Annotated in this window: 16 protein-coding genes and 3 pseudogenes; 9 read left to right on the top strand and 10 right to left on the bottom strand. The window is 71.0% G+C overall.

Features of this window, described 5'->3' with window-relative positions:
* Positions 1-70 precede the first annotated feature (70 nt).
* From VIG79_RS03290 to hisN, 6 genes and pseudogenes are all read left to right on the top strand, one after another.
* Complete coding sequence (locus VIG79_RS03290; RefSeq protein WP_331882095.1) at positions 71-574, top strand: DoxX family protein; 504 nt, start codon at positions 71-73, stop codon at positions 572-574.
* 16 nt (positions 575-590) lie between these two features.
* The gene (aroA, locus tag VIG79_RS03285) at positions 591-1,976 is read left to right on the top strand and encodes a 3-phosphoshikimate 1-carboxyvinyltransferase (RefSeq protein ID WP_331882093.1); all 1,386 of its coding nucleotides are present in this window, start codon (positions 591-593) and stop codon (positions 1,974-1,976) included.
* A gap of 6 nt (positions 1,977-1,982) precedes the next feature.
* Positions 1,983-3,022 (top strand): annotated as a pseudogene (gene rsgA / locus VIG79_RS03280) (ribosome small subunit-dependent GTPase A).
* An 83-nt stretch (positions 3,023-3,105) separates the two neighbouring features.
* Entirely contained in the window at positions 3,106-3,534 is a 429-nt protein-coding gene (locus tag VIG79_RS03275) for a DUF2231 domain-containing protein (RefSeq protein ID WP_331882090.1), read from the top strand.
* Positions 3,535-3,674: 140 nt separating this feature from the next.
* Positions 3,675-3,965, top strand: a pseudogene (locus VIG79_RS03270) (phosphatase PAP2 family protein); the annotation flags it as partial.
* Between the two features lie 22 nt (positions 3,966-3,987).
* The gene (hisN, locus tag VIG79_RS03265) at positions 3,988-4,782 is read left to right on the top strand and encodes a histidinol-phosphatase (RefSeq protein WP_331882087.1); all 795 of its coding nucleotides are present in this window, start codon (positions 3,988-3,990) and stop codon (positions 4,780-4,782) included.
* Between the two features lie 97 nt (positions 4,783-4,879).
* Here the strand turns inward: hisN and VIG79_RS03260 are convergent, their stop codons facing one another.
* A complete protein-coding gene (locus tag VIG79_RS03260) occupies positions 4,880-5,794 on the bottom strand; it encodes an alpha/beta hydrolase (RefSeq protein ID WP_331882084.1) in 915 nt (304 codons plus the stop codon).
* Positions 5,795-5,914: 120 nt separating this feature from the next.
* Here VIG79_RS03260 and VIG79_RS03255 point away from each other — a divergent pair, with 120 nt between their 5' ends.
* The gene (locus tag VIG79_RS03255; protein ID WP_331882082.1) at positions 5,915-6,550 is read left to right on the top strand and encodes a TetR/AcrR family transcriptional regulator; all 636 of its coding nucleotides are present in this window, start codon (positions 5,915-5,917) and stop codon (positions 6,548-6,550) included.
* 159 nt (positions 6,551-6,709) lie between these two features.
* Here the strand turns inward: VIG79_RS03255 and VIG79_RS03250 are convergent, their stop codons facing one another.
* From VIG79_RS03250 to VIG79_RS03225, 6 genes and pseudogenes are all read right to left on the bottom strand, one after another.
* Positions 6,710-7,225: a methylated-DNA--[protein]-cysteine S-methyltransferase gene (locus VIG79_RS03250; RefSeq protein WP_331882079.1), complete on the bottom strand. Its 516-nt coding sequence runs from the start codon at positions 7,223-7,225 to the stop codon at positions 6,710-6,712.
* Positions 7,222-8,598, bottom strand: coding sequence for a pitrilysin family protein (locus tag VIG79_RS03245; protein WP_331882077.1), 1,377 nt, complete (start codon positions 8,596-8,598; stop codon positions 7,222-7,224). The genes VIG79_RS03250 and VIG79_RS03245 overlap by 4 nt, the downstream gene beginning before the upstream one ends.
* Positions 8,595-9,881, bottom strand: a complete 1,287-nt coding sequence (locus tag VIG79_RS03240; RefSeq protein ID WP_331882074.1) for a pitrilysin family protein — start codon at positions 9,879-9,881, stop codon at positions 8,595-8,597. The genes VIG79_RS03245 and VIG79_RS03240 overlap by 4 nt, the downstream gene beginning before the upstream one ends.
* Positions 9,882-10,018: 137 nt before the next feature.
* Positions 10,019-11,395: an NAD(P)/FAD-dependent oxidoreductase gene (locus tag VIG79_RS03235; protein WP_331882072.1), complete on the bottom strand. Its 1,377-nt coding sequence runs from the start codon at positions 11,393-11,395 to the stop codon at positions 10,019-10,021.
* A gap of 120 nt (positions 11,396-11,515) precedes the next feature.
* Positions 11,516-13,004, bottom strand: a pseudogene (locus VIG79_RS03230) (purine-cytosine permease family protein).
* 139 nt (positions 13,005-13,143) lie between these two features.
* Positions 13,144-16,446 carry an amidohydrolase family protein gene (locus VIG79_RS03225; RefSeq protein WP_331882070.1) on the bottom strand — a complete coding sequence of 1,101 codons (3,303 nt, stop codon included), beginning with the start codon at positions 16,444-16,446 and terminating at the stop codon, positions 13,144-13,146.
* A gap of 194 nt (positions 16,447-16,640) precedes the next feature.
* Here VIG79_RS03225 and larC point away from each other — a divergent pair, with 194 nt between their 5' ends.
* Complete coding sequence (gene larC / locus VIG79_RS03220; protein ID WP_331882142.1) at positions 16,641-17,882, top strand: nickel pincer cofactor biosynthesis protein LarC; 1,242 nt, start codon at positions 16,641-16,643, stop codon at positions 17,880-17,882.
* A gap of 144 nt (positions 17,883-18,026) precedes the next feature.
* Here the strand turns inward: larC and larB are convergent, their stop codons facing one another.
* The 3 genes from larB to gndA are packed head-to-tail and all read right to left on the bottom strand — an operon-like array spanning position 18,027 to position 20,975.
* On the bottom strand, positions 18,027-18,686 hold the full coding sequence (gene larB, locus VIG79_RS03215; protein ID WP_331882066.1) for a nickel pincer cofactor biosynthesis protein LarB: 660 nt from the start codon (positions 18,684-18,686) through the stop codon (positions 18,027-18,029).
* Entirely contained in the window at positions 18,679-19,509 is an 831-nt protein-coding gene (gene larE / locus VIG79_RS03210; protein WP_331882064.1) for an ATP-dependent sacrificial sulfur transferase LarE, read from the bottom strand. The genes larB and larE overlap by 8 nt, the downstream gene beginning before the upstream one ends.
* Entirely contained in the window at positions 19,506-20,975 is a 1,470-nt protein-coding gene (gene gndA, locus VIG79_RS03205) for an NADP-dependent phosphogluconate dehydrogenase (protein WP_331882062.1), read from the bottom strand. Before gndA ends, larE begins: the two co-directional genes overlap by 4 nt.
* 163 nt (positions 20,976-21,138) lie before the next feature.
* Here gndA and VIG79_RS03200 point away from each other — a divergent pair, with 163 nt between their 5' ends.
* Positions 21,139-22,497 (top strand): ABC transporter substrate-binding protein, encoded by a 1,359-nt coding sequence (locus VIG79_RS03200; RefSeq protein ID WP_331882059.1) that lies wholly within the window; start codon positions 21,139-21,141, stop codon positions 22,495-22,497.
* The last annotated feature ends 8 nt before the right edge of the window (positions 22,498-22,505 follow it).

Genomic DNA, 22,505 nt, shown 5'->3' with positions numbered 1-22,505 from the left:
GTGGACCCCACACCCGACCCCGTGAGGAACTGCCGCTGCGATGATCATCGTCCGACGTGTCGCCCGCCCCATGATTGCCGCCATCTTCATCGTCCAAGGTCTCGATGCCTTCCGGCATCCCGGTCCCCTGGCCGAGCGGTCGTCGCCGCTGCTCGACAAGGCGATCCCCCTCCTCGGTCTGCCGGACGACAAGGCGCTGCTGGTCCGCGCCAACGGGGTCACCCAGATGGTCGGTGGCGCCATGCTTTCCGCCGGCTTCCTGCCCCGTGTCGGCGCCATGGCGATCGCGGCGTCCCTGGTCCCGACCACGTTCGCCGGTCACCCGTTCTGGAAGGAGGAGGACCCCGCCAAGCGCAAGGCGCAGCGGATCCAGTTCCTCAAGAACATGGCGATGATGGGCGGCGTGCTCCTGGCCGCCGTCGACACCGCGGGCAAACCGGGGCTGACCTGGCGCGCCCAGAACCTCGCCAACCGGGGCCAGCGTGAGGCCAAGCACACCCTGAAGTCCACGGCCCGCGAGGCGAAGATCGCCAAGCGGGGCGCCCAGATCAAGGTTCAGGACGCACTGAGCTGACCGGAGCCGAGCACCCGTGACGGCCTCCGCGCCGACCGCGACCGGAGAGCCCGGCGATCCCCGCCATCCCGGCGACTGGGCCGCGCCGACCGCGCGCCGACCCGTCGAGGCAACGGTCGCGCTGCCCGGCAGCAAGTCGCTGACCAACCGGTTCCTCGTCCTGGCCGCGCTGGCCGGGGACTGGTCCCGGCTCCGCCAGCCGCTCCGCTCGCGCGACACCCTGCTGATGGCCGCCGGGCTGCGCGCACTCGGCGTCGAGATCGAGGATGTCCCCGCGGAGGGACACCACGGTGCCGGTATGCCGGTCCACGAGGTCTCCGCGGTCGCGGACTGGGTGGTCCGGCCTCCGGAGACCCTCCGGGGTGGCGTCCACGTCGATGTCGGGCTGGCCGGCACGGTCATGCGGTTCCTGCCGCCGGCCGCTGCCCTGGCGCGGGGGCGGGTCGAGTTCGACGGCGACCCGCAGGCCCGGGTCCGGCCGATGGGCCCCGTGCTGGACGCCCTGCGCACCCTCGGAGTGGCGTTGGACGACGGTGGCCGTGGATCGCTCCCGGTCGTCGTCGACGGGACCGGTTCGGTCCGAGGCGGCCCGGTGACCCTCGACGCCTCCTCATCGTCTCAGTTCATCTCGGCCCTCCTCCTGGCCGGCGCCCGTTACGACGAGGGTGTCACCGTCCACCATGACGGCAAGCCGGTGCCGAGCGAGCCGCACATCGCGATGACCGTGGAGACGCTGCGCGACGCCGGTGTGGTCGTCGACGACGCCGAGCCGAACACCTGGCGCGTCGAGCCCAGCGAGATCCGCTCCCTCGACGTGCTGATCGAGCCGGACCTCTCCAACGCCGGGCCGTTCCTCGCCGCCGCGCTGGTCACCGCCGGACGGGTCCGGGTCCCCGACTGGCCACAGCACACGACTCAGGCCGGCGACGCGCTGAGGGACATCCTCGACGGGATGGGTGCCGACGTCAGCCTCGACCGGAGCGGCCTCACCGTCACCGGCACCGGTGAGATCGAGGGCATCGACGTCGACCTCCACGACGCCAGCGAGCTGACCCCGGTCGTCGCCGCACTGGCCGCCCTCGCCCAGTCCCCGTCGTGGATCCGCGGCGTCGCCCACATCCGCGGCCACGAGACCGACCGGATCGCAGCGCTCGCCACCGAGCTCAACGCCCTGGGCGCGTCGGTGACCGAGACCGAGGACGGTCTCCGGATCACGCCGAAACCGTTGCGCGGCGGGCGGTTCCACAGCTATCACGACCACCGGATGGCGACCGCCGGTGCGGTCCTGGGCCTGCGCATACCCGGCGTCGTGGTCGAGGACATCGCCACGACGGCCAAGACCCTGCCTGACTTCACCGGACTCTGGCGCGCCATGCTCCGCGTCGACGCTGTCCGAGCCTGAACCCCGATGAGCTGGCAGCACCTCGACGAGTCCGACATCCGCGTGCGCCCGAACCCGCGCGGGTCGCGGCGTCGTACCAAGACCCGACCCGCCCACGAGGACGCCGTGCCCGGGTTCGTCACGGGCGTCGACCGCGGCCGGTATGCGGTTCTGCTCGGCGCCGGGGTAGGCGGCAAGAAGGCCCCGGAGCGGATGATCACCGCGATGCGCGCGCGTGAGCTCGGGCGCAAGAGCGTGGTCGTCGGCGATCAGGTGGCTCTGGTCGGCGACACCGCCGGCGGCCCGGACGCGCTGGCTCGCATCGTCCGCGTCGAGCCTCGCCAGTCGACACTGCGGCGCAGCGCCGACGACACCGACGCCGTGGAGCGCGTCATCGTCGCCAACGCCGACCAGCTCGTCGTCGTCTCAGCGCTGGCCGACCCCGAGCCCCGGCCGCGGCTGATCGACCGCTGCCTCGTCGCCGCCACGACGCCGGCCTCGACCCCTTGCTCGTCCTCACCAAGGCCGACCTTGTCGAACCGGACGCGTTCCTCGCGGCCTACGCCACCCTGGCCGTCCCCTACGTCGTGACCCGCCGGAACCCGAACGACCCGGCCGACCTTGTCGGGATCGAGGAGGTCCGCGACCACCTGTCCGGCCGGGTTTCAGTGCTCATCGGTCACTCGGGGGTGGGCAAGTCGACGCTGGTCAACCGGCTGGTCCCGGATGCCGAGCGAGCAGTGGGGGTCGTCAACACCGTGACGGGTCGCGGCCGGCACACCTCGACGTCGTCGGTGGCCCTGCCGCTGCCGGGCGACGACGGCTGGGTCATCGACACGGCCGGCATCCGGTCGTTCGGACTGGCCCACGTCGAGATCGCGCGGATCATCACCTTCTTCCCCGACCTCGAACCCGGGACCGCCGAGTGCCCTCGTGGCTGCACGCACGACGAGGAGGAGTGCGCGCTCGACGCCTACGTCGCCACCGGCGCCGCCGGCCCCGCGGGCGTCTCACGGCTCGACTCCCTGCGCCGGCTGCTGCGCGCGCGTCTGGGCACGGACGAGTGAGCGGACGGGTGAACCGACCTCTCTAGGCTGTCGTCACCCCGGAGGACCTTCCGCACCGACAGGCCCCACCGACAGGAGTGACCATGTTCGACACGATCACCGGCCTGCCCGTCCACCCGCTCGTCGTCCACGCCGTCGTCGTCGGGATCCCCGTCATGGCGATCCTCACCATCCTCGTCGCGGTCCGCAAGAACCTTCGCGAGAAATACAGCTGGTGGGTGGCCGGCGCGAACTTCCTCCTGTTCCTGGTGACCCTGGTGGCCAAGGAGAGCGGCGAAGCGCTGCAGGAGGCCAAGGGCGGCCAGCTGGCCATCGAGCACGGCCAGCTCGGAAGCGTCCTGCCCTGGTTCGTCCTGGTCATGACCGCCGCCTCGGCCGCGGTGGCGGGCACGAGCAAGAACCGGGCTCTCGGCCCGATCGCGGTCGTCCTCGCCATCCTCTCCTCGGTCGCCGCGGTCTATTGGACGGTCCGGACCGGCGACGCGGGCGCGCGCGCCGTATGGGGGTCGTGACTCGCTGACCGGATGAGGTCGGGCGAGCAGCGTCGCGCCACTCCGCCCGACGGGCCGGCGCCGACGTCCCAGGTTGAGGCCGGCCGGGCTCGGCCACCGCAAGCGTTCGCAGTGCCGCCGTAGAGACGAGCCCGTCGTTCCCCAGCGGGCACACCCTGAACTCGACGGTCATCGCTATCGTCCTCGCCTACTGGTCCCTGCTCCATGTGAAGAGCCGGACGGGACGCGTCCCCACCGTGTCGCTGCTCGCGTTCTACGCGGTGGCCATGGGGCTGAGCCGGGTCTTCCTCGGGCACCACTGGTTCACCGACGTCGTCGCGGGGTTCATCTCCGGGACCGCCTGGGTGATGGTCGTGATCCTCGCCCACCGGCTGCTCCTGCGCCTGCAGCACCTGCGCGCGCAACGGTCCGGGGCCCGACCCGCGCCCTAGGTCTCGTCTAGGTTGTCGTCTCGTGCCCTCGACTCCCCACTACGACGACGACCTCCGCCTCGCTCACGTCCTCGCCGACGCCGTGGAGCGGGTGACGATGGCCCGGTTCCGCGCGGAGGACCTCGTCGTCGAGCGCAAGCCCGACCTGACCCCGGTCACCGACGCCGACCGGACCGCCGAGGAGCACATCCGGGCCCAGCTCAAGCGGACCCGGCCTCGCGATGCCGTGGAGGGTGAGGAGTTCGACACGACCGGGCACGGTCCCCGTCGCTGGGTCATCGACCCCATCGACGGGACCAAGAACTTCGTCCGCGGCGTACCCGTATGGGCGAGCCTCATCGCCCTCGTCGACGACGGTATGCCCGTGGTCGGGCTGGTCTCGGCGCCGGCCCTCGGGCGGCGCTGGTGGGCGGCCACGGGCTCCGGTGCGTACTCCGGCCGGTCGTTGTCGTCGGCCAAGCCCATCCACGTGTCGAAGGTCGCCTCGCTCGAGGACGCGTCCATGTCGTACTCGTCGACCGCGTCGTGGCGGAAGGTCGACCGGTACGACCAGTTCATCGGCCTCGCCGACACCTGCTGGCGGACCCGCGCGTACGGGGACTTCTGGTCCTACATGCTCGTCGCCGAGGGCGCCGTCGACATCGCCGCCGAGCCGGAGCTCGAGGTCTACGACATGGCCGCCCTCGTCCCGATCGTCACCGAGGCCGGCGGCCGGTTCACCTCGCTCGACGGTCGGGACGGCTGCTGGGGCGGCAACGCCGTCGCCACGAACGGCCTGCTCCACGACGAGGTCCTCGGCCGGCTGGGTGCCGTGTAGCTCACCCTTCGCCCGGTCGGGGTTCACCCGCACGGGTGCGGGGGGGACGCGGCCGCCACGGCCCCGCCTGGCTGCGGTCCGGCGCGGCCCGACCTGGTCAGCCGGCCGGGACCCGAGCCCGGTCCGCGTTGTCGCGGAGGTGCCCAACGAGCGTCGGCCATAGTGGCCGGGGCAGCTCGTGCCCGACACCGGGCAGGATCACGAGGCGGGCGTGGGGAACCTGCCGGGCGATCGCGCGGGCCGCCGACGGGCGGCCGACCGGGTCCGCGTCACCGTGCAGGACCAGCGTCGGAACGGTCAGGGTGCGCAGCTTCGGGCCGTGCCATGGCGCGCGCAGCTGGCGGGCCTGTGCGGTGCCGTCCCGGACGCCGTCGACGGGCGCGTGCTCGAGCCAGGCCCGCATCTCCGCCTCGTCCAGCGGATATGCCGGTGAGGCGCAGAGCCGTGCGACGGCCATGGCGGTCTCGACGTCACCCTCGGGGGTGTCCGGGAAGTCGAGCCTGCTGGTCGCCCGGATGAAGCCCAGGTGGAGGTAGCGCAGGCTGCCGAGGCCGCTCGCGTCGCTGGGCATCGCGCTCATGGTGGCGAGCGAGAGAACCCGGTCGGGATGGCGCAGGGCGATGCGCTGCGCCAGGAGGCCACCCATCGAGAGGCCGAACACGTGGGCCCTGCCCCATCCGACGGCGTCCATGACGGCGACGGCGTCGTCGGTCATGTCCTCCGCGCTGTAGGCGGACGTCCCGCCACCGATCAGGCCCCGGAACGGGCTCTGCGCGGCCACGGCGTCGGTGAACCGGGTCGAGGCGCCGACGTCACGGTGGTCGTAGGTCACGACGTGGAAGCCGGCGTCGACCAGCGCGGCGATGAACGGCGGCGGGTAGGAGCCGCGGCCGCCGCCGAGCCCGGCCACCATGAGCAGCGGTTCCCCCTCGCTTCCGGCCGGCCTCCCCCAGTCCAGGAACGCAAGACGAACCTCGCCGTTCTGGGCGAGCTGGACGGTCGGCTCGGACATGACACCCTTTCGCGTGGTACCTGGTTCGCTAACGATGTTCGCGAACGTTGTACGCATATAATAGCGGAACCGTTCGCCACCAGGCACATCCCTGCGGACCAAGGAGAGACCCTGAGCACGGTGTGGCTCCGGCCAGAACAGTCCGGCGTCGGGCGTCCGGCCCGACGCAGCCGGGCCGAGCTCACCGTTGCCGCGGTGCATGTCGCCGACCGCGAGGGCCTCGACGCCGTGACGATGCGGCGGGTGGCTGCCGAGCTGGACACCGGCGCCGGGAGCCTCTACCGGTATGTGGAGAACCGCGAGGAGCTGCTCGATCTCATGGCCGACCACGTCGCCGGCGAGTACCGGTTCGCCGAGCCGACCGGCGACTGGGTGGCCGACCTCGTCGACGTGGGCCTGCAGGCTCGCGACATCCACCGCCGGCACCCGTGGCTGCCGGACCGCACCCTGACGGCACCCGGTGTCGGACCGAACGCCGTCGACCTCGTCGAGCACTACCTCACCGTCCTCGACGGACACCCGGCCGACGACGCCACCAAGCTCGTCGCGATCGGAGCGGTCAACGCGCTCGTCGCCGCGGTCGCTCGCAGCGAGCAGTCCACGGTCCGGGTGGAGCGCAACGCCGAGTACCTGGCGCACGTCGCGGCGTCGGGGACGCACCCCCACCTCAGCGCCCTGTCCGCGCCGCCCTTGGGGGGCACGGACCCGCTTCCGGCCATCATCCGGGGTGTCCTTGTCGGGCTCCTGCCCGCCTAGCCGACCGGTCAGATGCTCAGCGACTCGTCGTGCAGCTGCCGGGTGCGAGCCGGAGTCCCCTGGGCGTCGACAGCGGTTCGTCAGCAAGGAGGTCCGCCTGGAGCGGGAGACACCGAGCGCTGTTCGGGCCGTCGGCCGAGGTGCGTCGGTCGACGTGGGTCAGTCGAAGAGGACCAGCTGGTCGCGTTCGGTCGCAACCCCTTCGATCCGCAGCAGCGCCGACTTCCGCGGCAGGCCGCCGCCGTAGCCGGTCAGCGTGCCGTCGGCTCCGATCACGCGGTGGCACGGCACGAAGATCGAGAGCGGGTTGGCGCCGTTCGCCGCGCCCACCGCCCGGGACGCGGACAGCGGCATCCCCAGCGCCGTGGCGATCGCACCGTAGGTCGTCGTGGTCCCCCAGGGGATCGCGGAGAGCTGGTCCCAGACCGCCTTCTGGAACGTGGTTCCCTTGGCGCGCAACGGAAGGTCGAACGACTGACGCTCACCCGCGAAGTACTCCGCGAGCTGCACGGTGGCGGCCGCGAGCACCTCCGCGTCCGCACGCGGCAGTTCGGCCTCGTCGGCCGACGCACGACCGAGGCCGTCGAACCAGACATGGGTCAGCGCCCCCTCGGAGGCAACGAGGAGCAGCGGCCCGATCGGCGTGTCGACGACGACCTCGGCCACCGGGCTCACCCCGTGACGACGGTGACGTCCTGCGCCACCGGATGGGCCAGGGCTCTGATCCCGTCGGCGTGCGCCGCAGCGTCGCCGACGACGACGACCGTCCACGAACCGTCGGCGAACCGCCCGTAGGCGTCGACCATCCGTTCCGGGTCGACCGCGGCGAGGTCGCGCAGCGTCGCCGTCGTGAACTCCGTGGTCAGCCCCTCGAACGCCAACGTCGCCGCCTCGTCGGCGATCGCGTCCGCCGTCGCATACCGGCTGGCCGCGGTCATTGCGATGTAGTCGACGCCCTGCTTGGTCTCGATGTCGGTGAAGCCCTGCCGCGCGCCGTCGAGGATGGTGAGCAGGATGTCGAGCGACTCCACCGTCACGTCGCCACGCACGCTGCCGCTGGTGAGGAACAACCCGCCGCGGCGGCGCGGCCGGAACACCGACCGGATGCCGTAGGTGTAGCCCTTCTCCTCGCGCAGCACCGCGTCGACGCGGGCATTCGGGGATCCGCCCAGCACGAACCCCAGGACCGGGTAGGGGGCCCAGCCGCTGTCCACCCGCCGGTCCGGACCGGGCGTCGCCACGATCAGCTCGGTCTGGACCGAACCGGGCCGGTCGACGAGGACGACCCGGCCCCGGTTCGCCGCCGTGCGTGCGGCGACCGGCTCGGGCGGAGCCTCCCAGCCGTCCGGCGCCGACCAGCCGCCGAGGGCCGCCTCGATGGCGGCGAACGCGTCGACGTCGTCGAGGTCGCCGGCCAGGACCAGGGTCGCCCCGACCGGGGAGAACTCCCGGGCGTGGAACGCCGCCACGTCGTCGCGGGTGATCGCTGCCACGGTGTCCCGGGTTCCGGCAGTCGGACGGCTGGAGCGCTCGTCGGGGTCGAAGAACGTCGCGATCAGCTCGATCGCCCCGCGCTGCGCGGCGACCGACCGCTCCTGCTCGATCTCGGCGAGCCGCTGCTTGACGTGCCGAGCCACCTCGGCCGCCGGGAACGCCGGCTCGGTGAGGGTCTGGCGCAGGAGGTCCAGCGCATACTCGAGATGCCGTTTGGCGACGTCGACGTCGACGCTGATCCCGGCCTCGGACGCACCCGCGCCGAGCGCGACGCCCTTCCGCTCGAGCAGCAGAGCGAACTCGCTCGACGAGTGCGTCTCGGTGCCCTCGTCGAGGGTGCGCGCCATGATCGTCGCGACGCCCTCCCGCTCGCGGGGCTCCCGGGACAGCGGGAGCGGGACCGACAGGCGTACCGAGTGCACGTACTGGCCCGGCACGTCGTAGACGACGACGTCGAGGCCGTTCGGCAGGGTGCGCCGCTCGGCCACCGGGAAGGTGTAGGGCTCCGGCGGGAGGACGTCCGGGCGCGGGATGTCGACGGTGGGCGTACTCATGCCGCCGCCTCCTGCTCGTCGACGAGGTAGGACACCACGGTGCGCGAACGGGGCTGGAGGTAGGCGGCGGCGGCCGTCTTGATCCGCTCCCGTCCGATGGCGCCGACCCGGTTGAGCAGCGTGTTGACGTAGTGGCTGTCGTCGGCCAGCAGCGTGTAGTGGCAGATCAGGTCGGCGCGCTCCTCCTGGCTGGCCAGCGAGCTGAGCCAGGAGCGTTCGGTCTCGGCCAGCGAGCTCTCCAGCTCGACGTCGGTCGGACCTTCGGCGATGAGCCGCTCCAGCTCCTCGACGACGGCGGACTCCACGGCCGACGCCTCGGTGCCGGCGGCGACGTCGATGATGAGCAGTCCGAGCGAGACGCCGTCGACGAACCCCATCGTGTGCGCGTGGACGGCGGTCGCCGACTGCTCGTCGCGGACCAGCCGCTGCACCAACCGAGACGTGCTGAGCCCACCCAGGACGTCGAAGGCCAAGGAGCAGGCGAGGTAGTCCTCGTCGCTGTCGACGGGCAGCCGCCACGCGAGGTGCAGCCGGTCGTTGGGCACGTCCTCGAGACGCTCAAGCCGGGCCGGCTCCGTGAGCGGGTCGAGATGGTGGACGTCGCGCGGTGGGGGCTGTGCCGAGGCCGGCAGCGACCCGAAGTAGGTCTCCACCTTGGCGAACGCGTCCTCCGGCTCGATGTCGCCGACGATGGTCAGCACCGAGTTGTTGGGGCCGTAGTAGTGGCGGAAGAAGGCGTGGACGTCCTCGAGGCTCGCGGCGTCCAGGTCCTCCATCGACCCGATCGTCGGGTGGTGGTAGGGATGGCCGTCGGGGAAGACCGTGGCGTAGACGTCGGTGAGGGCGTTGCCGTAGGGCACGTTGTCGTAGCGCTGCCGCTTCTCCTCCTTGACGACGTCGCGCTGGTTGTCGAGGTTCTCCTGGGTCAGCGCGTCGAGCAGGTGCCCGTGCCGGTCGGCCTCCAGCCAGAGCGCGAGGTCCAGGGCGCCCTTGGGGATCGTCTCGAAGTAGTTGGTCCGGTCGAACCAGGTCGTCGCGTTGAGACGGCCGCCCTCGGCCATCAGCGCGCTGAAGTGCTCGCCGCTCTTCACGTTGCGCGATCCCTGGAACATCAGGTGCTCGAAGAGGTGGGCGAACCCCGTCCGCCCGGCCGGCTCGTGCCGCGACCCGACGCCCACCCAGAGGTTCACGGTGACAGTCGGAACGGTGTGGTCCTCGGAGACGACCACCCGCAGGCCGTTGGCCAGCGTGCGCTCGGCGATGGGGTACGCGATGTCAGCCACGGGGCGACGATACGCGACCCGTCCGACCCCGCTGTTCCCGACTTCCAGACCACTGTTGTTGCCAGTTTCGCGCGGCGAGACGGCGCGAAACTCAGCACAACGGTGGTCTGGAAGCGGGAGGGGTAGGCGTGAGGGCGCTACGGGAGGTGGGGCTGGTGCGCTTCGCCGAGCCGCTCGATCGCCTCGCGGGCGAAGACCTGCTGCTCGGTGATGGCCCGCTCGGACCGACCGCGGCCGAGGAACGAGATGAACCAGTGCAACAGCGTTGTTATCCGGGACTTGAACCCGATGAGGTAGAAGAGGTGGATCACCAGCCAGAGCATCCACGCGACGAACCCGCCGAACCGCAGCCGGCCGACGCTGGCCACCGCCGAGAACCGCGACACCGTCGCCATCGAGCCCTTGTCGACGTAGTGGAACGCCGGGTCGGTGGGCTTCCCGGCCAGCCGGTGCTTGACCTGCCTGGCCGCGAACTTGCCGCCCTGGATGGCCACCTGGGCCACACCGGGCAGGTCGTCGAGCGCGATCATGTCGCCGAGGACGAACACCTCGGGGTAGCCCGGCAGGGTCAGGTCGGGGTCGACCTTTACGCGGCCGGCGCGGTCGGTCTCGGCGCCCGCCTGCCGGGCGACGGTGGGGCCGAGCGGGCTGGCCTGCACGCCGGCAGCCCAGACCTTCGCGACGGCCTCGATCCGCCGCGCGTAGCCCGACGGGTCGTTGACGTCCTGCACCTCGATGCCGGTGGCGTCGACGTCGACGACCTTCGCGCCGAGCTGGACGTCGACGCCCATCTTCTCGAGGCGGCGCTGGGCGATCTCACCGAGCCGGTCGCCGAACGCGGGCAGCACCTGGGGCGCGGCGTCGACGAGGGTGACCTGGGCCATCGTCGGGTCGATGTGCCGGAAGTCCGACTTGAGGGTCCGCTTCGACAGCTCGGCGATCTGGCCGGCCATCTCGACACCGGTGGGGCCGGCGCCGACGACGACGAACGACATCAGCCGCGCGGCCTCCTGCTTGTCGCCACGGATCGCCGCAAGCTCGGCCTGCTCGAAGCTGCCGAGAATGAGTCCACGCAGCTCGAGGGCGTCGTCGATGTCCTTCATCCCCGGTGCGTAACGGGCGAACTGGTCGTTGCCGAAGTACGACTGGCCGGCCCCGGCGGCGAGGATCAGCGTGTCGTACGGCGTGACCGCGGTGCGGCCCAGGCTGTCGGACGTGACCGTCCTGGCCGCGATGTCGATGTCGGTGACGTCGCCGAGGATCGTCGTGATGTTGCGCTGCTTGCGCACGATCTCGCGGGTCGCCGGCGCGATCTCCCCCTCGGAGAGGATGCCGGTCGCGACCTGGTAGAGCAGCGGCTGGAACAGGTGGCTGGTCGTGCGGGCGATGAGGGTGATGTCGACGTCCGCGCGCTTGAGGGACCGGGCGGCGAAGAGGCCGCCGAAGCCGGACCCGATGATGACGACACGGTGCCGTGGAGAGGTGCTGGTGGGAGGGGTGGTGGTCTGTGGCATGGCGCTCACATCAGGGGCAACCGGGGCCGCATACCGCTCATTCCGCAACGGTATGCGACCTCTGTCACCTCCCAGAAGACGGGTTTCTCCCCGCTTCGGAAGGGGCCGGACACGCCCCGGTCAGGCCCGGACGAGCGGCGGGTCGGCGGGCAGGACGTGCTCCGCGTGCATGTCGGTGCTGAGGCACAGCGAGCAGATGTGCGCCTCGTGGGCGAAACAGGCGACCATGTCGGGTCGTTCGTACTCGTGGTGGCAGACGTGACAGGTGAGGTGCTCGCCAGAGGGTTGCCGAGCTCGTCGTCCATCGGAAGGTCGATGCCGTCGTCACTGCGCCGTAGGTAGTACCGGCCCTTGGTCCCGAGCGCGATGACCGGTGGGAGGACCAGGGCCAGCCCGATGGCGACGAGCGGCGAGTACGGGCGGATCCCCGAGCCGAGCGCCCCGAAGAACGCGGCCATCGAGACCCCCGCCGCGATGAGCATCGAGCCGAACCCGACCGGGTTGACCGCGTACACCATGCCGCGGCGGAACTCCGGCCGCTTCGGGGAGATCGTCAGCAGGTACTTGTTGATGGCGATGTCGGAGGCGACCGCCACGACCCAGGCCATGCCGCAGTTGGCGTAGAACCCGAGGATGGTGTTGAGGAAGTCGAACATGTTCGCCTCCATCAGCACCAGCGCGATGAGCAGGTTGACGCCGAGGAAGACCAGCCGGCCCGGGTAGTGCTTGGTGACGGGCGTGAACGAGTTGGTCCAGGCCAGCGAGCCGGAGTAGGCGTTGGTGACGTTGATCTTCACCTGGCTGAAGACGACCGGGCAGACCGCTAGCGCCGGAGCGGCCCAGTGCGGCATGAAGCCCTGGTAGATCTCGAGGAACTGCTGCACCGGCTGGTTGGCGAACGCGGCGCCGCCGGCGACGGTGGCGATGAGGTAGACGGCAAGGAAGAGCCCGATGACCTGCTTGATGGCGCCGAAAATGACCCAGCCGGGGCCAGCCAAGAGCATGGCGCTCCACCACTGCCGGGCGTTCTCGGGCGTCTTCGGCGGCATGAACCGCAGGTAGGCGAACGGCAGGACCATGAGGATGAGCCAGAGCGGCGTGGTCCAGAGCTGCAGCTTCGACAGCGCCTTCATGCCGTAGATGACCAGCGGGAAGATGATCAGGGTCGACGCCGCATACCCCGCCCAGAGCGGGATCCCGAGCCCGAGCTGCAGGCCTTGGGCCATGATCGAGCCCTCGAGGGCGAAGAAGATGAACGTGAACGTCGCGAAGATGACATTCGTGACGACCGAGCCGTAGTACCCGAACCCACTACCCCGGGTGATGAGGTCGATGTTGTAGCGCGCGGCGTAGTACGCCACGGGCAGCCCGGTGACCACGATGACCACCGCGAAGACGAGGATCCTCCAGAGGGCGTTCGTCGTGCCGTAGGAGATGCCGATGTTGGCGCCAATGGCGAGTCGGCGAGGTAGGCGATGCCGCCCAGCGCTGACACTGCGACGACGCCGGTGGACCATCTGCGATAGCTCCGCGGCGCGAACCGAAGGGTGTAGTCCTCCAGGGTCTCCTTGGTGGCGGTGAGCACGTCGTGCTCGACCGGCTCGCTCAGGTTGTTCTAAGACGCGTTCTGGGTCATCCGGTCTCCCGAGGGGTGCGGCCCGGGCGCGGGCACCGCGCCCGGCCCGGGAACCGACCCTAGGAACCCACCGTTTCGCCCGTGTCTCCGTCGAGTTACGTGTGCTGGCGCCTCATGGCGTCGAGCAACAGGACTCCCGGGCGGCCGCGAGGACCTCCGGCGCGTTCCACCAGAACCCGCGTTGCGACGCGTGCTTCGGTACGGCCGGAAGGACCCGGTTGCGACCGCCGGAAGACGTGGCCTGCGGCGCCTGCTGGGTCTGCGGCGCCGCGGCGGCACCAGCACCGCCGGTCGTCGCGGTCGCACTCGTATAGGGCGCCAGCAGGTCCTCGACGGTTGCGTATGCGCCGTTGGTCACCACCGCGGTCACCTTGGCCGCGTCCGCGATGTTGCCCAGAGGGTTGCCGTCGACGATGGCGAGGTCGGCGTAGAAGCCGTTCGCGATCCGGCCGAGCTGATCGCCGAGGAAGGTGCCGGAGGTGCTCATCGCCGTGATGAGCGCCTCCTGGGGCGTCATCCCGAAGGTGACCATCGCCCGCAGGTTCATGTGGGTGCTGATGGCGAGGTGGTCGATCGGCGAGTCGGTGCCGGTCGTGACGACCCCTCCCCCACGGACCATGGCCTTGACCTGGGCCACCTGGTTCGCGAGGTTGGCTCGCGCCACGGTCTGGTCCGTCGTCTTCGCGGCGGTGACCGTGGCGGCGAGCGCTGCCTGCCGCCACGGCGGGTACAGCCGCGTCACCCGCGGGTCGGTGACCAGCGAGGTGTCGTCGCGGTAGAGCGTCGTGCTGCCGAAGAGCGTGGGCGTTCGTGCCATCTTCGACTGGTTGAACATGTCGATGACATCCGAGTAGCCGCTCCCGACGTTGGTGACCGTCCGGGAGTACCCGAAGCGGTTGGTCGCGCCGATGTGCTCCGTCCCGTCGCCGCCCAGCGCCATCGCCGGGTAGTGGTAGTGCGACGTGACCGGAAGCCCGCGCGGGTGCGACCACTCGATGACCTGCTTGTGCCACGCGACCGGCAGGCGGACGTAGCACTTCATGAGGTCGTAGTCGAGGGCGGCAGCGCGAGCCAGCTCCTTGGTCAGCTGTCCCTGGCTGAACGTCGGTCGCATGAAGTTGTAGTAGATGCGCGCGCCGTCGACGGCCTCACCCGTCCCGAAATACCTTGGTGCGACACGCTTTCCGGACTGCACCGACTCGCGCTCCTCGACCATGTGGTAGGCCGGGCTGCCGGGCGACCGCGTCGTCGTGATGCCGAGCGCCAGCCACAGCGGACCCTGCCGCGACCCGTAGGAGTAACCCTGCATCTCTCGGTGATGGTGGATGTCGATGATCCCCGGCATGACGAACCGGTTGCTGGCGTCGACGACCTGACCCGGGCGCCCGGCGCGGTGCGGCTCGATGCCGACGATCCGGTGGTTCTGCACGAGGATGTCGACGTTCTCGCGGACCGCGGCGGCGGTGCCGTCCCACATCCGGCCGGCGTGGATGACGAGCCGGTCGGGGCCCTTCGCGTTGACCCAGGTCAGCGGCAGGTCGACGGGCTTGCTCTCGCGGGGCTTGCCCTTCCCGTTGACCTTGACCGTCTGGAGCTTGCCGTTGCTGAGGTAGAGCACCGTCTTGGAGTCGCCGGCCCACGAGGGCGCATCGCTGACGTCGGTCGTCAGCTGCCACGCCGGACCCGTCGGCCGGCCGTCACCCCCGACCGGCAGGACCCAGAGCACGCTCTCCATGGCGAAGACGAACATCGTCCCGTCCGGCGACCACACCGGCCCGTCGTCGCCGCGGGTCTGCAGCGACCGGTCCGGAGCCGGGTCGACGTAGGTCGCCTCGCCGGTACGCCGGTTGACGACCAGGATCTTGCTGAGACCCTCGCGGTAGCGGCGGGAGTACGGCTTGACCGCCGCGAGCGCGATGACGTTGCCGTCCTTGGACCAGGTCGGCCGGCCCGGCTCGAAGGTCGCCTCGAAGACCTGCTGGACGTCGCCGCTCGCGACGTCAACGGTCCAGACCGCACCGTTCTGGTCGAGGTAGGCGAGCATCCGGCCGTCGGGCGACCAACGGCAGGACACCGCCGCCGACTCGGTGAAGAACGTCACCTGCTGGTCGGTGCCCGACTGCAGGTCGCGGACCCAGAGGTTCAGGGTGCCGGTGCGGTCGGAGGCGTAGGCGAGTCGACGCCCGTCCGGGGACCAGTCCGGGTCGCTCTTCCACCACCGGTCGCCGAACAAGGGCTCCGGCTTCTTGCCCAACCGGCCGACGTAGATGTCGTTGAGCGCTCGGAACGCCACCGAGCGGCCGTCCGGCGAGATCACCGGACTGCCGATTCCCACCACCTGCTGCGGCTTCGTGGAGTCGAAGTCCCGACGCTTCTTCGCATACTCGGGGGTCACGGTGGACACCGCCGCGGTGAAGCCGACCGTCGCCGGGGCTGCGGTCGAGCCGAGCTCGCGGCGCCGGACCTTGCCGTCGGACGTGTAGTAGAACCGACCGCCCGCCGTGAACGAGATCCGGAACGGGAACGCCTCCTCGCCGGTCACCACTGCCGTGGTACCGACCATGATCTCGTTGAGGCCGGCGTGGAGCAGGTGGTACGCGACGGTGCTCCCGTCGGGCAGGAACTGCGGCTGGTGGATCACCTGGCCGGCCGGCACGGTCACCAGCGTCGAACGCGCCGAGGTGGCGACGTCGACGACGTCGATGCGAGTATCGGCAACCACGAACGCGATTCGCTTCCCGTCCGGCGACCAGGTCGGCTCGTACTCCTCCTCCGCGGTCTCGACCACCGCCCGGATGACGCCGGTCGTGGTGTCGTAGGTGTAGACGCCGTAGCTGCCGCGCAGGTCGCTGGAGAAGGCGATGTAGCGGCCGTCCGGGGAGTAGCGAGGCTCGCGGTGGTCGTACGGACCCTGGGTGAGCTGGCGGGCCTGGGTGCCGTCGGGGGTGATGGTCCAGAGGTTGAAGACGCCGTCGCGGTAGGACTGGAACACGAGGGTGCGGCCGTCCGGCGCCCAGTCCGGCTGGGCGATGTCGTAGAGGTCGCTGGTCAGCCGAGTGGCGTCACCACCGGACGACGAGTAGGTCCACAGGACGCCGAGCAGGTCGAGGGCGAGCGTCGCGCCGTCCGGCGACACCCGGGCCGAGAAGTCGGTGCCCGCCCCGATGCGGCCGAGCTGCTCCGCGGCCGCCAGCCGAGCGGCGTGCGCCTCCCGGGCCGAGCCCGGCCCGGCGAGGGTGAGCGCGGTCGCGCCGGCCGCCGCGCCCAGGACCACGCGGCGCGAGACCACGGGATCGCGCCAGGGCCCCCCAGTACCGGCTCCCACCGGGTGCTCCGAGTGCTGGTGCACCGAGTGCTCCGGGTGCTGGTCCTCCGACTGGAGCTGCTCGTCGTGACGGGTCCGGAACTGGCGCATCGGTGAGCCTTCCTGGTTCGCGTCCGGCCGCATTACCGGACATCTCCGGCATACCGAGAGCTCGGTCAACGGGGGGTTTTCGGCCCTGGAGACTGCGCTGGAAGGTTGGTTTCCTGCGACGACCGGTCAGTATGCGGAGGTTAGTGACCGACAGGCGGACCGACCGCCGGGCCGAGCGCACTAGCGTGAGCGGCATGCCGTATGCGGGTGTGTTGGCGTGGTTCGACGTCACCGCCGGAGTGGCCGGGGACATGCTCCTCGGGGCCCTCGTCGACGCCGGCGCCGACCTCGCCGAGGTGCAGCGGCTGGTCGATCTCGTGCTCCCGGAGACGGTGCGGCTGGAGGCGAGCACAGTGCAGCGCGCCGGCCTGCGGGCCATGAGGGTCGAGGTGCTCTCCATCATCGAGGACCACCCGCACCGCCGGTGGCCGGAGATCCGCGCCCGCATCGCGTCCGCCGGTCTGCCCGAGCCGGTGGCGGACCGCGCGACGGCGGTGTTCCTGCGGCTGGCCGAGGTCGAGGCGTCGGCGCACGGGGTGCCGGTCGAGGACGTCGAGTTCCACGAGGTGGGGTCGTGGGACTCGGTCGCCGACGTGGTGGGGACGTGCGCGGCCCTCCATCTGCTGGGCGTCGAGGAGGTCGTGGCGACGCGAATCGCGTTGGGGTCAGGGACGGTTCGTACCGTCCACGGGCTGCTCCCGGTGCCGGTTCCCGCCGTGCTCGGCCTGGTCGACGGGTGGCAGGTGGAGGCGGGCGGCGACAGTGAGCTGGCGACCCCGACCGGCGCGGCGCTGGTGACCACGTGTGCGACGGCCCAGGGTCCGCTGCCCGCCCTCGACGTGATCACGTCGGGGGTCGGAGCCGGCACGCGCGACCCGGCTGGACGAGCCAATGTCGTCCGCGTGGTGCTGGGCACCCGGCCGAGCGCAACGGCGTCGGGCGCCCCGCGCCCGATGGTCGTCCTCGAGGCGAACGTCGACGACATGGACCCGCGGGTATGGCCGACGGTGCTGACCACCCTGATGGACGCCGGCGCCGCCGACGCGTGGCTGACGCCGATCCTCATGAAGAAGGGCCGACCGGCCCACACGCTCTCCGTCCTCGGTGACCCGGACCAGGCGCCGGCCCTCCGCGATCAGATGCTGCGGCTCACCAGCACGATCGGCGTCCGCCAGACGGCCGTCGACCGCTGGGCGCTGGGCCGCGGCTGGACCGACGTCTCCGTCCACGGACAGGCGGTGCCGGTCAAGGTCGCCCATCAAGACGGCGTCGTCGTCCACGCGACTCCGGAGTTCGAGGACGTCGCGCGGCTCGCGGCCGGATGGAGGCAGCCGATCCGCGACGTCCTCGCCGTCGCGATCGCATCGGCGGAGGCCTCTGGGCTGACCTCGGGAGCCGACGTACCCGCTGACCTGCGCCCCACACATTCGCCATAGGGGCGACCGGCCGGCCGCCCATCCGAACAGTGGTGTGGCGGCGCTCGGAAGAGCGCTGGGGCACCACTGACCCCTAGGTGTCATCCGATGGAGCCGGCAGCGCGCGGAGATGGTGTCGCCCGAGGTCTTGTCGGCGGTCAACGATCAGAACGGCGACGCGATCTGGGCGGCCAGGTGCCCCGCGCCGTACCCGTTGTCGATGTTGACGACCGCCACCCCCGGCGCGCACGCGTTGAGCATGGCCAGCAGCGCCGCGAGCCCCTCGAACGCCGCACCGTACCCCACGGAGGTCGGTACGGCGACGACCGGCGCCGACACCAGTCCGGCGACGACGCTCGGCAGAGCGCCGTCCATCCCGGCGACCACGACGATGACGCGGGCCTCGCGCAGCTGCTCCAGCCGCCCCAGGACGCGGTGCAGCCCGGCCACCCCGACGTCGACGACCAGCTCGGCGTCACGGCCCAGGTGCTGCGCCGTGAGGAGGGCCTCCCGCGCGACCGGCAGGTCGGACGTCCCGGCGCACAGCACGAGGACGCGACCGCCGACGGGCTCCGGAGGTGAGGGCGGCCAGGCGACCAGCCGCGCCACCTCGTCGACCGCCGGGTCGGGCAGCACGTCGCGCAGCACGGTGACCTGCTCCGCCGAGCACCGGGTGAAGAGCACCGGTCCGCCGGCCGTCCGGAGCGCGGTGGCGATCGCCCGCAGCTGCTCGACCGACTTACCCTCCGCGTAGACCGCCTCCGGGTACCCACGGCGGGATGCGCGTGCGAGATCCAGCTCGGCGATCCCGTCGAGGTCACCCATGCGATACGGCCACCAGCGGGAGGGTGAACGCCCCCGACTGGATCCCGGCCAGGTCGACGGTCACGAACCGGAAACCTGCCGCGCGAACGCCCTCGACCAGCCGCCGGCGCAGGCCCGGCTCCATGACCCGGTCCAGGTCGGCCTCCAGCAGCTCCACCCGGGCCACGTCGCCGTGGTGCCGCACGCGGCAGTCGGCGAACCCCAGCGCCCGCACGGCGGCCTCGGCGGCCTCGACCTGAGCCAGCTTGGTCGGGTCGACCTCCGAGAAGTGCGGTATGCGAGAGGCCAGGCACGGCGCGGCCGGTTTGTCAGCGTTGGGGAGACCCAGCTGCCGGGCCAGGTCGCGGACGTCCGCCTTGGTGAGACCCAGGTCGGCCAGGGGGCGCAGCACCGCGTGCTCGGTCGCCGCCCTGCTGCCCGGGCGGTCCGGTCGCCGTGCGTCGTCGGCGTTCTCGCCGTAGGCCACCGCGTCGAGCCGGAGCCGCTGGACCACCTCGTCGGAGATGCGGGTGAACAGCTCGTCCTTGCAGTGGAAGCACCGGTCCGGGCCGTTCGCTCGGTATGCGGGCACGTCGCCCTCGTAGGTCGCGACCTCGACCACGCGGACCCCGAGGCCGGCGGCGACGTCGTGGGCCGCCTCCCGTTCAGTGCCGGCCAGGCTGGCCGAGACCCCGATGACGCCGACGACGTTCGCGGGTCCGAGGACCCGGGTCGCGAGGCCGAGGAGGACCGACGAGTCGACCCCGCCGGAGTAGGCGACGCCGAGCCGGTGGACGCCGGCGAGCAGCGGGGTCAGTCGGGCGACGGTCTGGTCCAGGGTCATGCGCCCGCCTCGCGTGGCTTCGGGTGCGCGTCCGCGTCGATCTCGGTCCGGTCCCCCGACCACAGCGTGTGGAAGGTGCCGTCCCGGTCGGTGCGCTGGTAGGTGTGAGCCCCGAAGTTGTCGCGCAGCCCCTGGACCAGTGCGGCCGGCAGCCGGTCGGCCCGGACCGTGTCGTAGTACGCCAGCGCCGACGAGAACCCGGGGACCGGGACCCCCGCGGTCGTCGCCGCCCCGACGACGCGACGCCACGCCACCTGCCGCTCCCCCAGCCCCGAGGCGATGCTCGGGGCGACGAGCAGGGTCGCCAGCTGCGAACCCGCATACTCGTCACTGATCTGGGCGAGGAGCCGCGCACGGATGATGCAGCCGCCGCGCCAGATCCGCGCCACCGTGGCGATGTCGACGCCCCAGTCGTAGCTCTCGCTGGCCTTGCGGATCATCTCGAGGCCCTGCGCGTAGGCGACGACCTTCGACGCCCAGAGCGCGTCGCGCACGTCGTCGACCAGAGCCTGGCGTTCGTCGGCGGGGATGCGGCGCTCCGGCCCGGTCAGCACCGGCCGGCTCGCCTCGCGGATGGCAGTGTCGCCCGAGGCGGACCGCGCGAAGACCGCCTCGGCGATGGAGGGCACGGGGACCCCGAGCTCCAGGGCGATCTGGACCGTCCAGCGGCCGGTGCCCTTCTGCTCCGCCCGGTCGAGGATGCGCTCCACCAACGCCGCTCCGGTCTGCGCGTCCACCTGGTCGAGGACCTCGGCAGTGATCTCGACGAGGAAGGAGTCGAGGTCGCCCTGGTTCCACTCGCGGAACACGTCGGCGCACTCGTGGGCCGAGAGGCCGGCTGCGCTGAGGACGTCGTAGGCCTCCGCGATGAACTGCATGTCGGCGTACTCGATGCCGTTGTGGACCATCTTGACGAAGTGGCCGGCGCCGTCCGGACCCATCCATGCGCAGCACGGCTCACCGTCAACGTGGGCGGAGATCGACTCGAGCAGCGGCCCGAGGGACGCATAGGACTCCTTCGAGCCTCCCGGCATGATCGACGGACCCTCGAGCGCGCCGACCTCACCTCCGGAGATGCCGCTTCCGACGAAGTGGATGCCGTGCTCGCGCAGCGCCTGCTCGCGGCGGCGGGTGTCCTCGAAGTGGGCGTTGCCGCCGTCGACGACGATGTCGCCCTCCTCGAGGAGCGGGACCAGCTCGTCGATGACCGCGTCGGTGGGGTCGCCCGCCTTGACCATGACGACGATCCGGCGCGGCTTCTCCAGCGAGGCGACAAACTCCTCCGTGGAGGTGCTCGCCACGAACGACCCTTCGTCACCGAAGTCGCGGACCAGGTCGTCGACCCGGCTCTGGGTGCGGTTGTGCAGCGCAACGGTATGCCCGTGCCTGGCGAAGTTGCGGGCCAGGTTGCGGCCCATGACGGCGAGACCAGTGACCCCGATCTGCGCGGTGGCGGACGTGTTCATCCTGGCAGTCTCTCCCTCCCTCCCGCGGCGCCACAGAGCGCAAGACAACAAATGGCAACTCATTGTTGCCCGTGGCGGCGGCGCGGAACCATCCGGTAACGCCCTACAGATGGCCGGATGCCGTCTGTTACCGCAGGGCCTTTGCTTAAAGGAGAGCAGACCCATGGTTCACACGACGATGCGCTCGGTCGCGGTCCTAGGGAGTGTCGGCCTCGTGGCCGTGGCCCTGGCCGCCTGCAGCAGCAGCAACAGCGGGGGCAGCAGCTCCGGAGGCGACACGAACTCCGGCGCCGGGAAGACGTTGAACGTCTACATCGGCAACAACACTCAGTTCCCGGCCGAGCAGAAGGCCTGGTTCGACTCGACGTCGGCGAAGTTCAAGGCCCAGACCGGGGCCACGGTCGCGTGGGAGACGTTCGCCTCGGCCAACGACGAGCTGACCAAGATCCAGACCTCGGTCGTGTCCGGGCAGGGCCCCGATGTCTACAGCCTCGGCACGACCTTCACCCCGACCGCCTACGCGACGGGCGCCTTCGTCAAGCTCGGCGACAAGGAGTGGACGGCGGTAGGCGGGAAGGACAAGTTCGTGCCGGCGACGCTGGGGATCTCGGGTCCGGACCCGAACAACCTGGTCGGCATCCCCTTCGCGAGCCGGCCGTTCGTCATGGCCTACAACAAGGACCTCCTCAAGGCGGCCGGCATCGACAAGCCGGCGACCACGTGGGACGAGCTGGGCGCGCAGGCCAAGAAACTCACCACCGGCGGCAACTACGGGCTGGCGATCGCCTACAAGGACGGCTTCGACCCGTGGAAGTTCGCGTGGGGCATGTCGATCCAGGCCGGTAACCCGATCATCGACGGCAAGACCGCGAAGATCGACGACCCGACGACGAAGAAGGCGTACGACACGTACTTCGGCTGGCTGACCAAGGACAAGGCGGTCGACCCGGCCTCGATCGGGTGGTCGAACACCCAGGCGCTCGCGGCGTTCGCGGCCGGCAAGGCGGCGTACTTCCCGATGACGACGTACACGTCGGCGCCGACGCTCGACAAGAGCGCCATCAAGGACAAGTACGCCTACACGTTGATGCCGACCATCCCGCCGGGCGCGACCTCGCTCCCCGCGGGCGGCAAGGAGGCGGCCAGCATCCTGTCCGGCGACAACGTCGTCGTGGCGGACTACAGCCAGAACAAGGACCTGGCCTTCCAGTTCGTCAAGATGCTCACCGATCCGGACATCCAGGCGGAGTACTTCAAGATCTTCGGCAACCTTCCGGTCAACGCCCAGTCGGCGGCGGCCCTGAAGTCGGACCCGAAGCTCACTGTGTTCACTGACGCGTCGGCCAAGTCCGTCGCCACCCCGTTCACGGGCGCGTGGGGTGACACCCAGCTGGCGCTGACCAACGTCGTCGTCCAGTCGATCCCGGACCTGTCGAAGGGCTCGGTGTCCGACGCTGACCTGTCGGCCCGGCTCGCGACCGCTCAGAAGGCGGCCCAGTCGGCCGTCGACCGGGCCAAGTAGGAAGTAGA

This window comes from Lapillicoccus sp. (genome assembly GCF_036559105.1).
Classification (GTDB): Bacteria; Actinomycetota; Actinomycetes; order Actinomycetales; family Dermatophilaceae; genus Lapillicoccus.
Note: the sequence above shows the minus strand (reverse complement) of the source record. Positions and strands in the feature narration are given on the sequence as shown.

Coding starts and splice junctions, on each gene's coding strand:
- VIG79_RS03200 (WP_331882059.1), top strand. CDS start 21,139: ATGGTTCACACGACGATGCGCTCGGTCGCGGTCCTAGGGAGTGTCGGC.
- VIG79_RS03260 (WP_331882084.1), bottom strand. CDS start 5,794: ATGTCCGAGCCGACCGTCCAGCTCGCCCAGAACGGCGAGGTTCGTCTT.
- VIG79_RS03225 (WP_331882070.1), bottom strand. CDS start 16,446: ATGCGCCAGTTCCGGACCCGTCACGACGAGCAGCTCCAGTCGGAGGAC.
- larB (WP_331882066.1), bottom strand. CDS start 18,686: ATGGGTGACCTCGACGGGATCGCCGAGCTGGATCTCGCACGCGCATCC.
- larE (WP_331882064.1), bottom strand. CDS start 19,509: ATGACCCTGGACCAGACCGTCGCCCGACTGACCCCGCTGCTCGCCGGC.
- VIG79_RS03235 (WP_331882072.1), bottom strand. CDS start 11,395: ATGCCACAGACCACCACCCCTCCCACCAGCACCTCTCCACGGCACCGT.
- gndA (WP_331882062.1), bottom strand. CDS start 20,975: ATGAACACGTCCGCCACCGCGCAGATCGGGGTCACTGGTCTCGCCGTC.
- VIG79_RS03275 (WP_331882090.1), top strand. CDS start 3,106: ATGTTCGACACGATCACCGGCCTGCCCGTCCACCCGCTCGTCGTCCAC.
- larC (WP_331882142.1), top strand. CDS start 16,641: ATGCCGTATGCGGGTGTGTTGGCGTGGTTCGACGTCACCGCCGGAGTG.
- VIG79_RS03245 (WP_331882077.1), bottom strand. CDS start 8,598: ATGAGTACGCCCACCGTCGACATCCCGCGCCCGGACGTCCTCCCGCCG.
- VIG79_RS03290 (WP_331882095.1), top strand. CDS start 71: ATGATTGCCGCCATCTTCATCGTCCAAGGTCTCGATGCCTTCCGGCAT.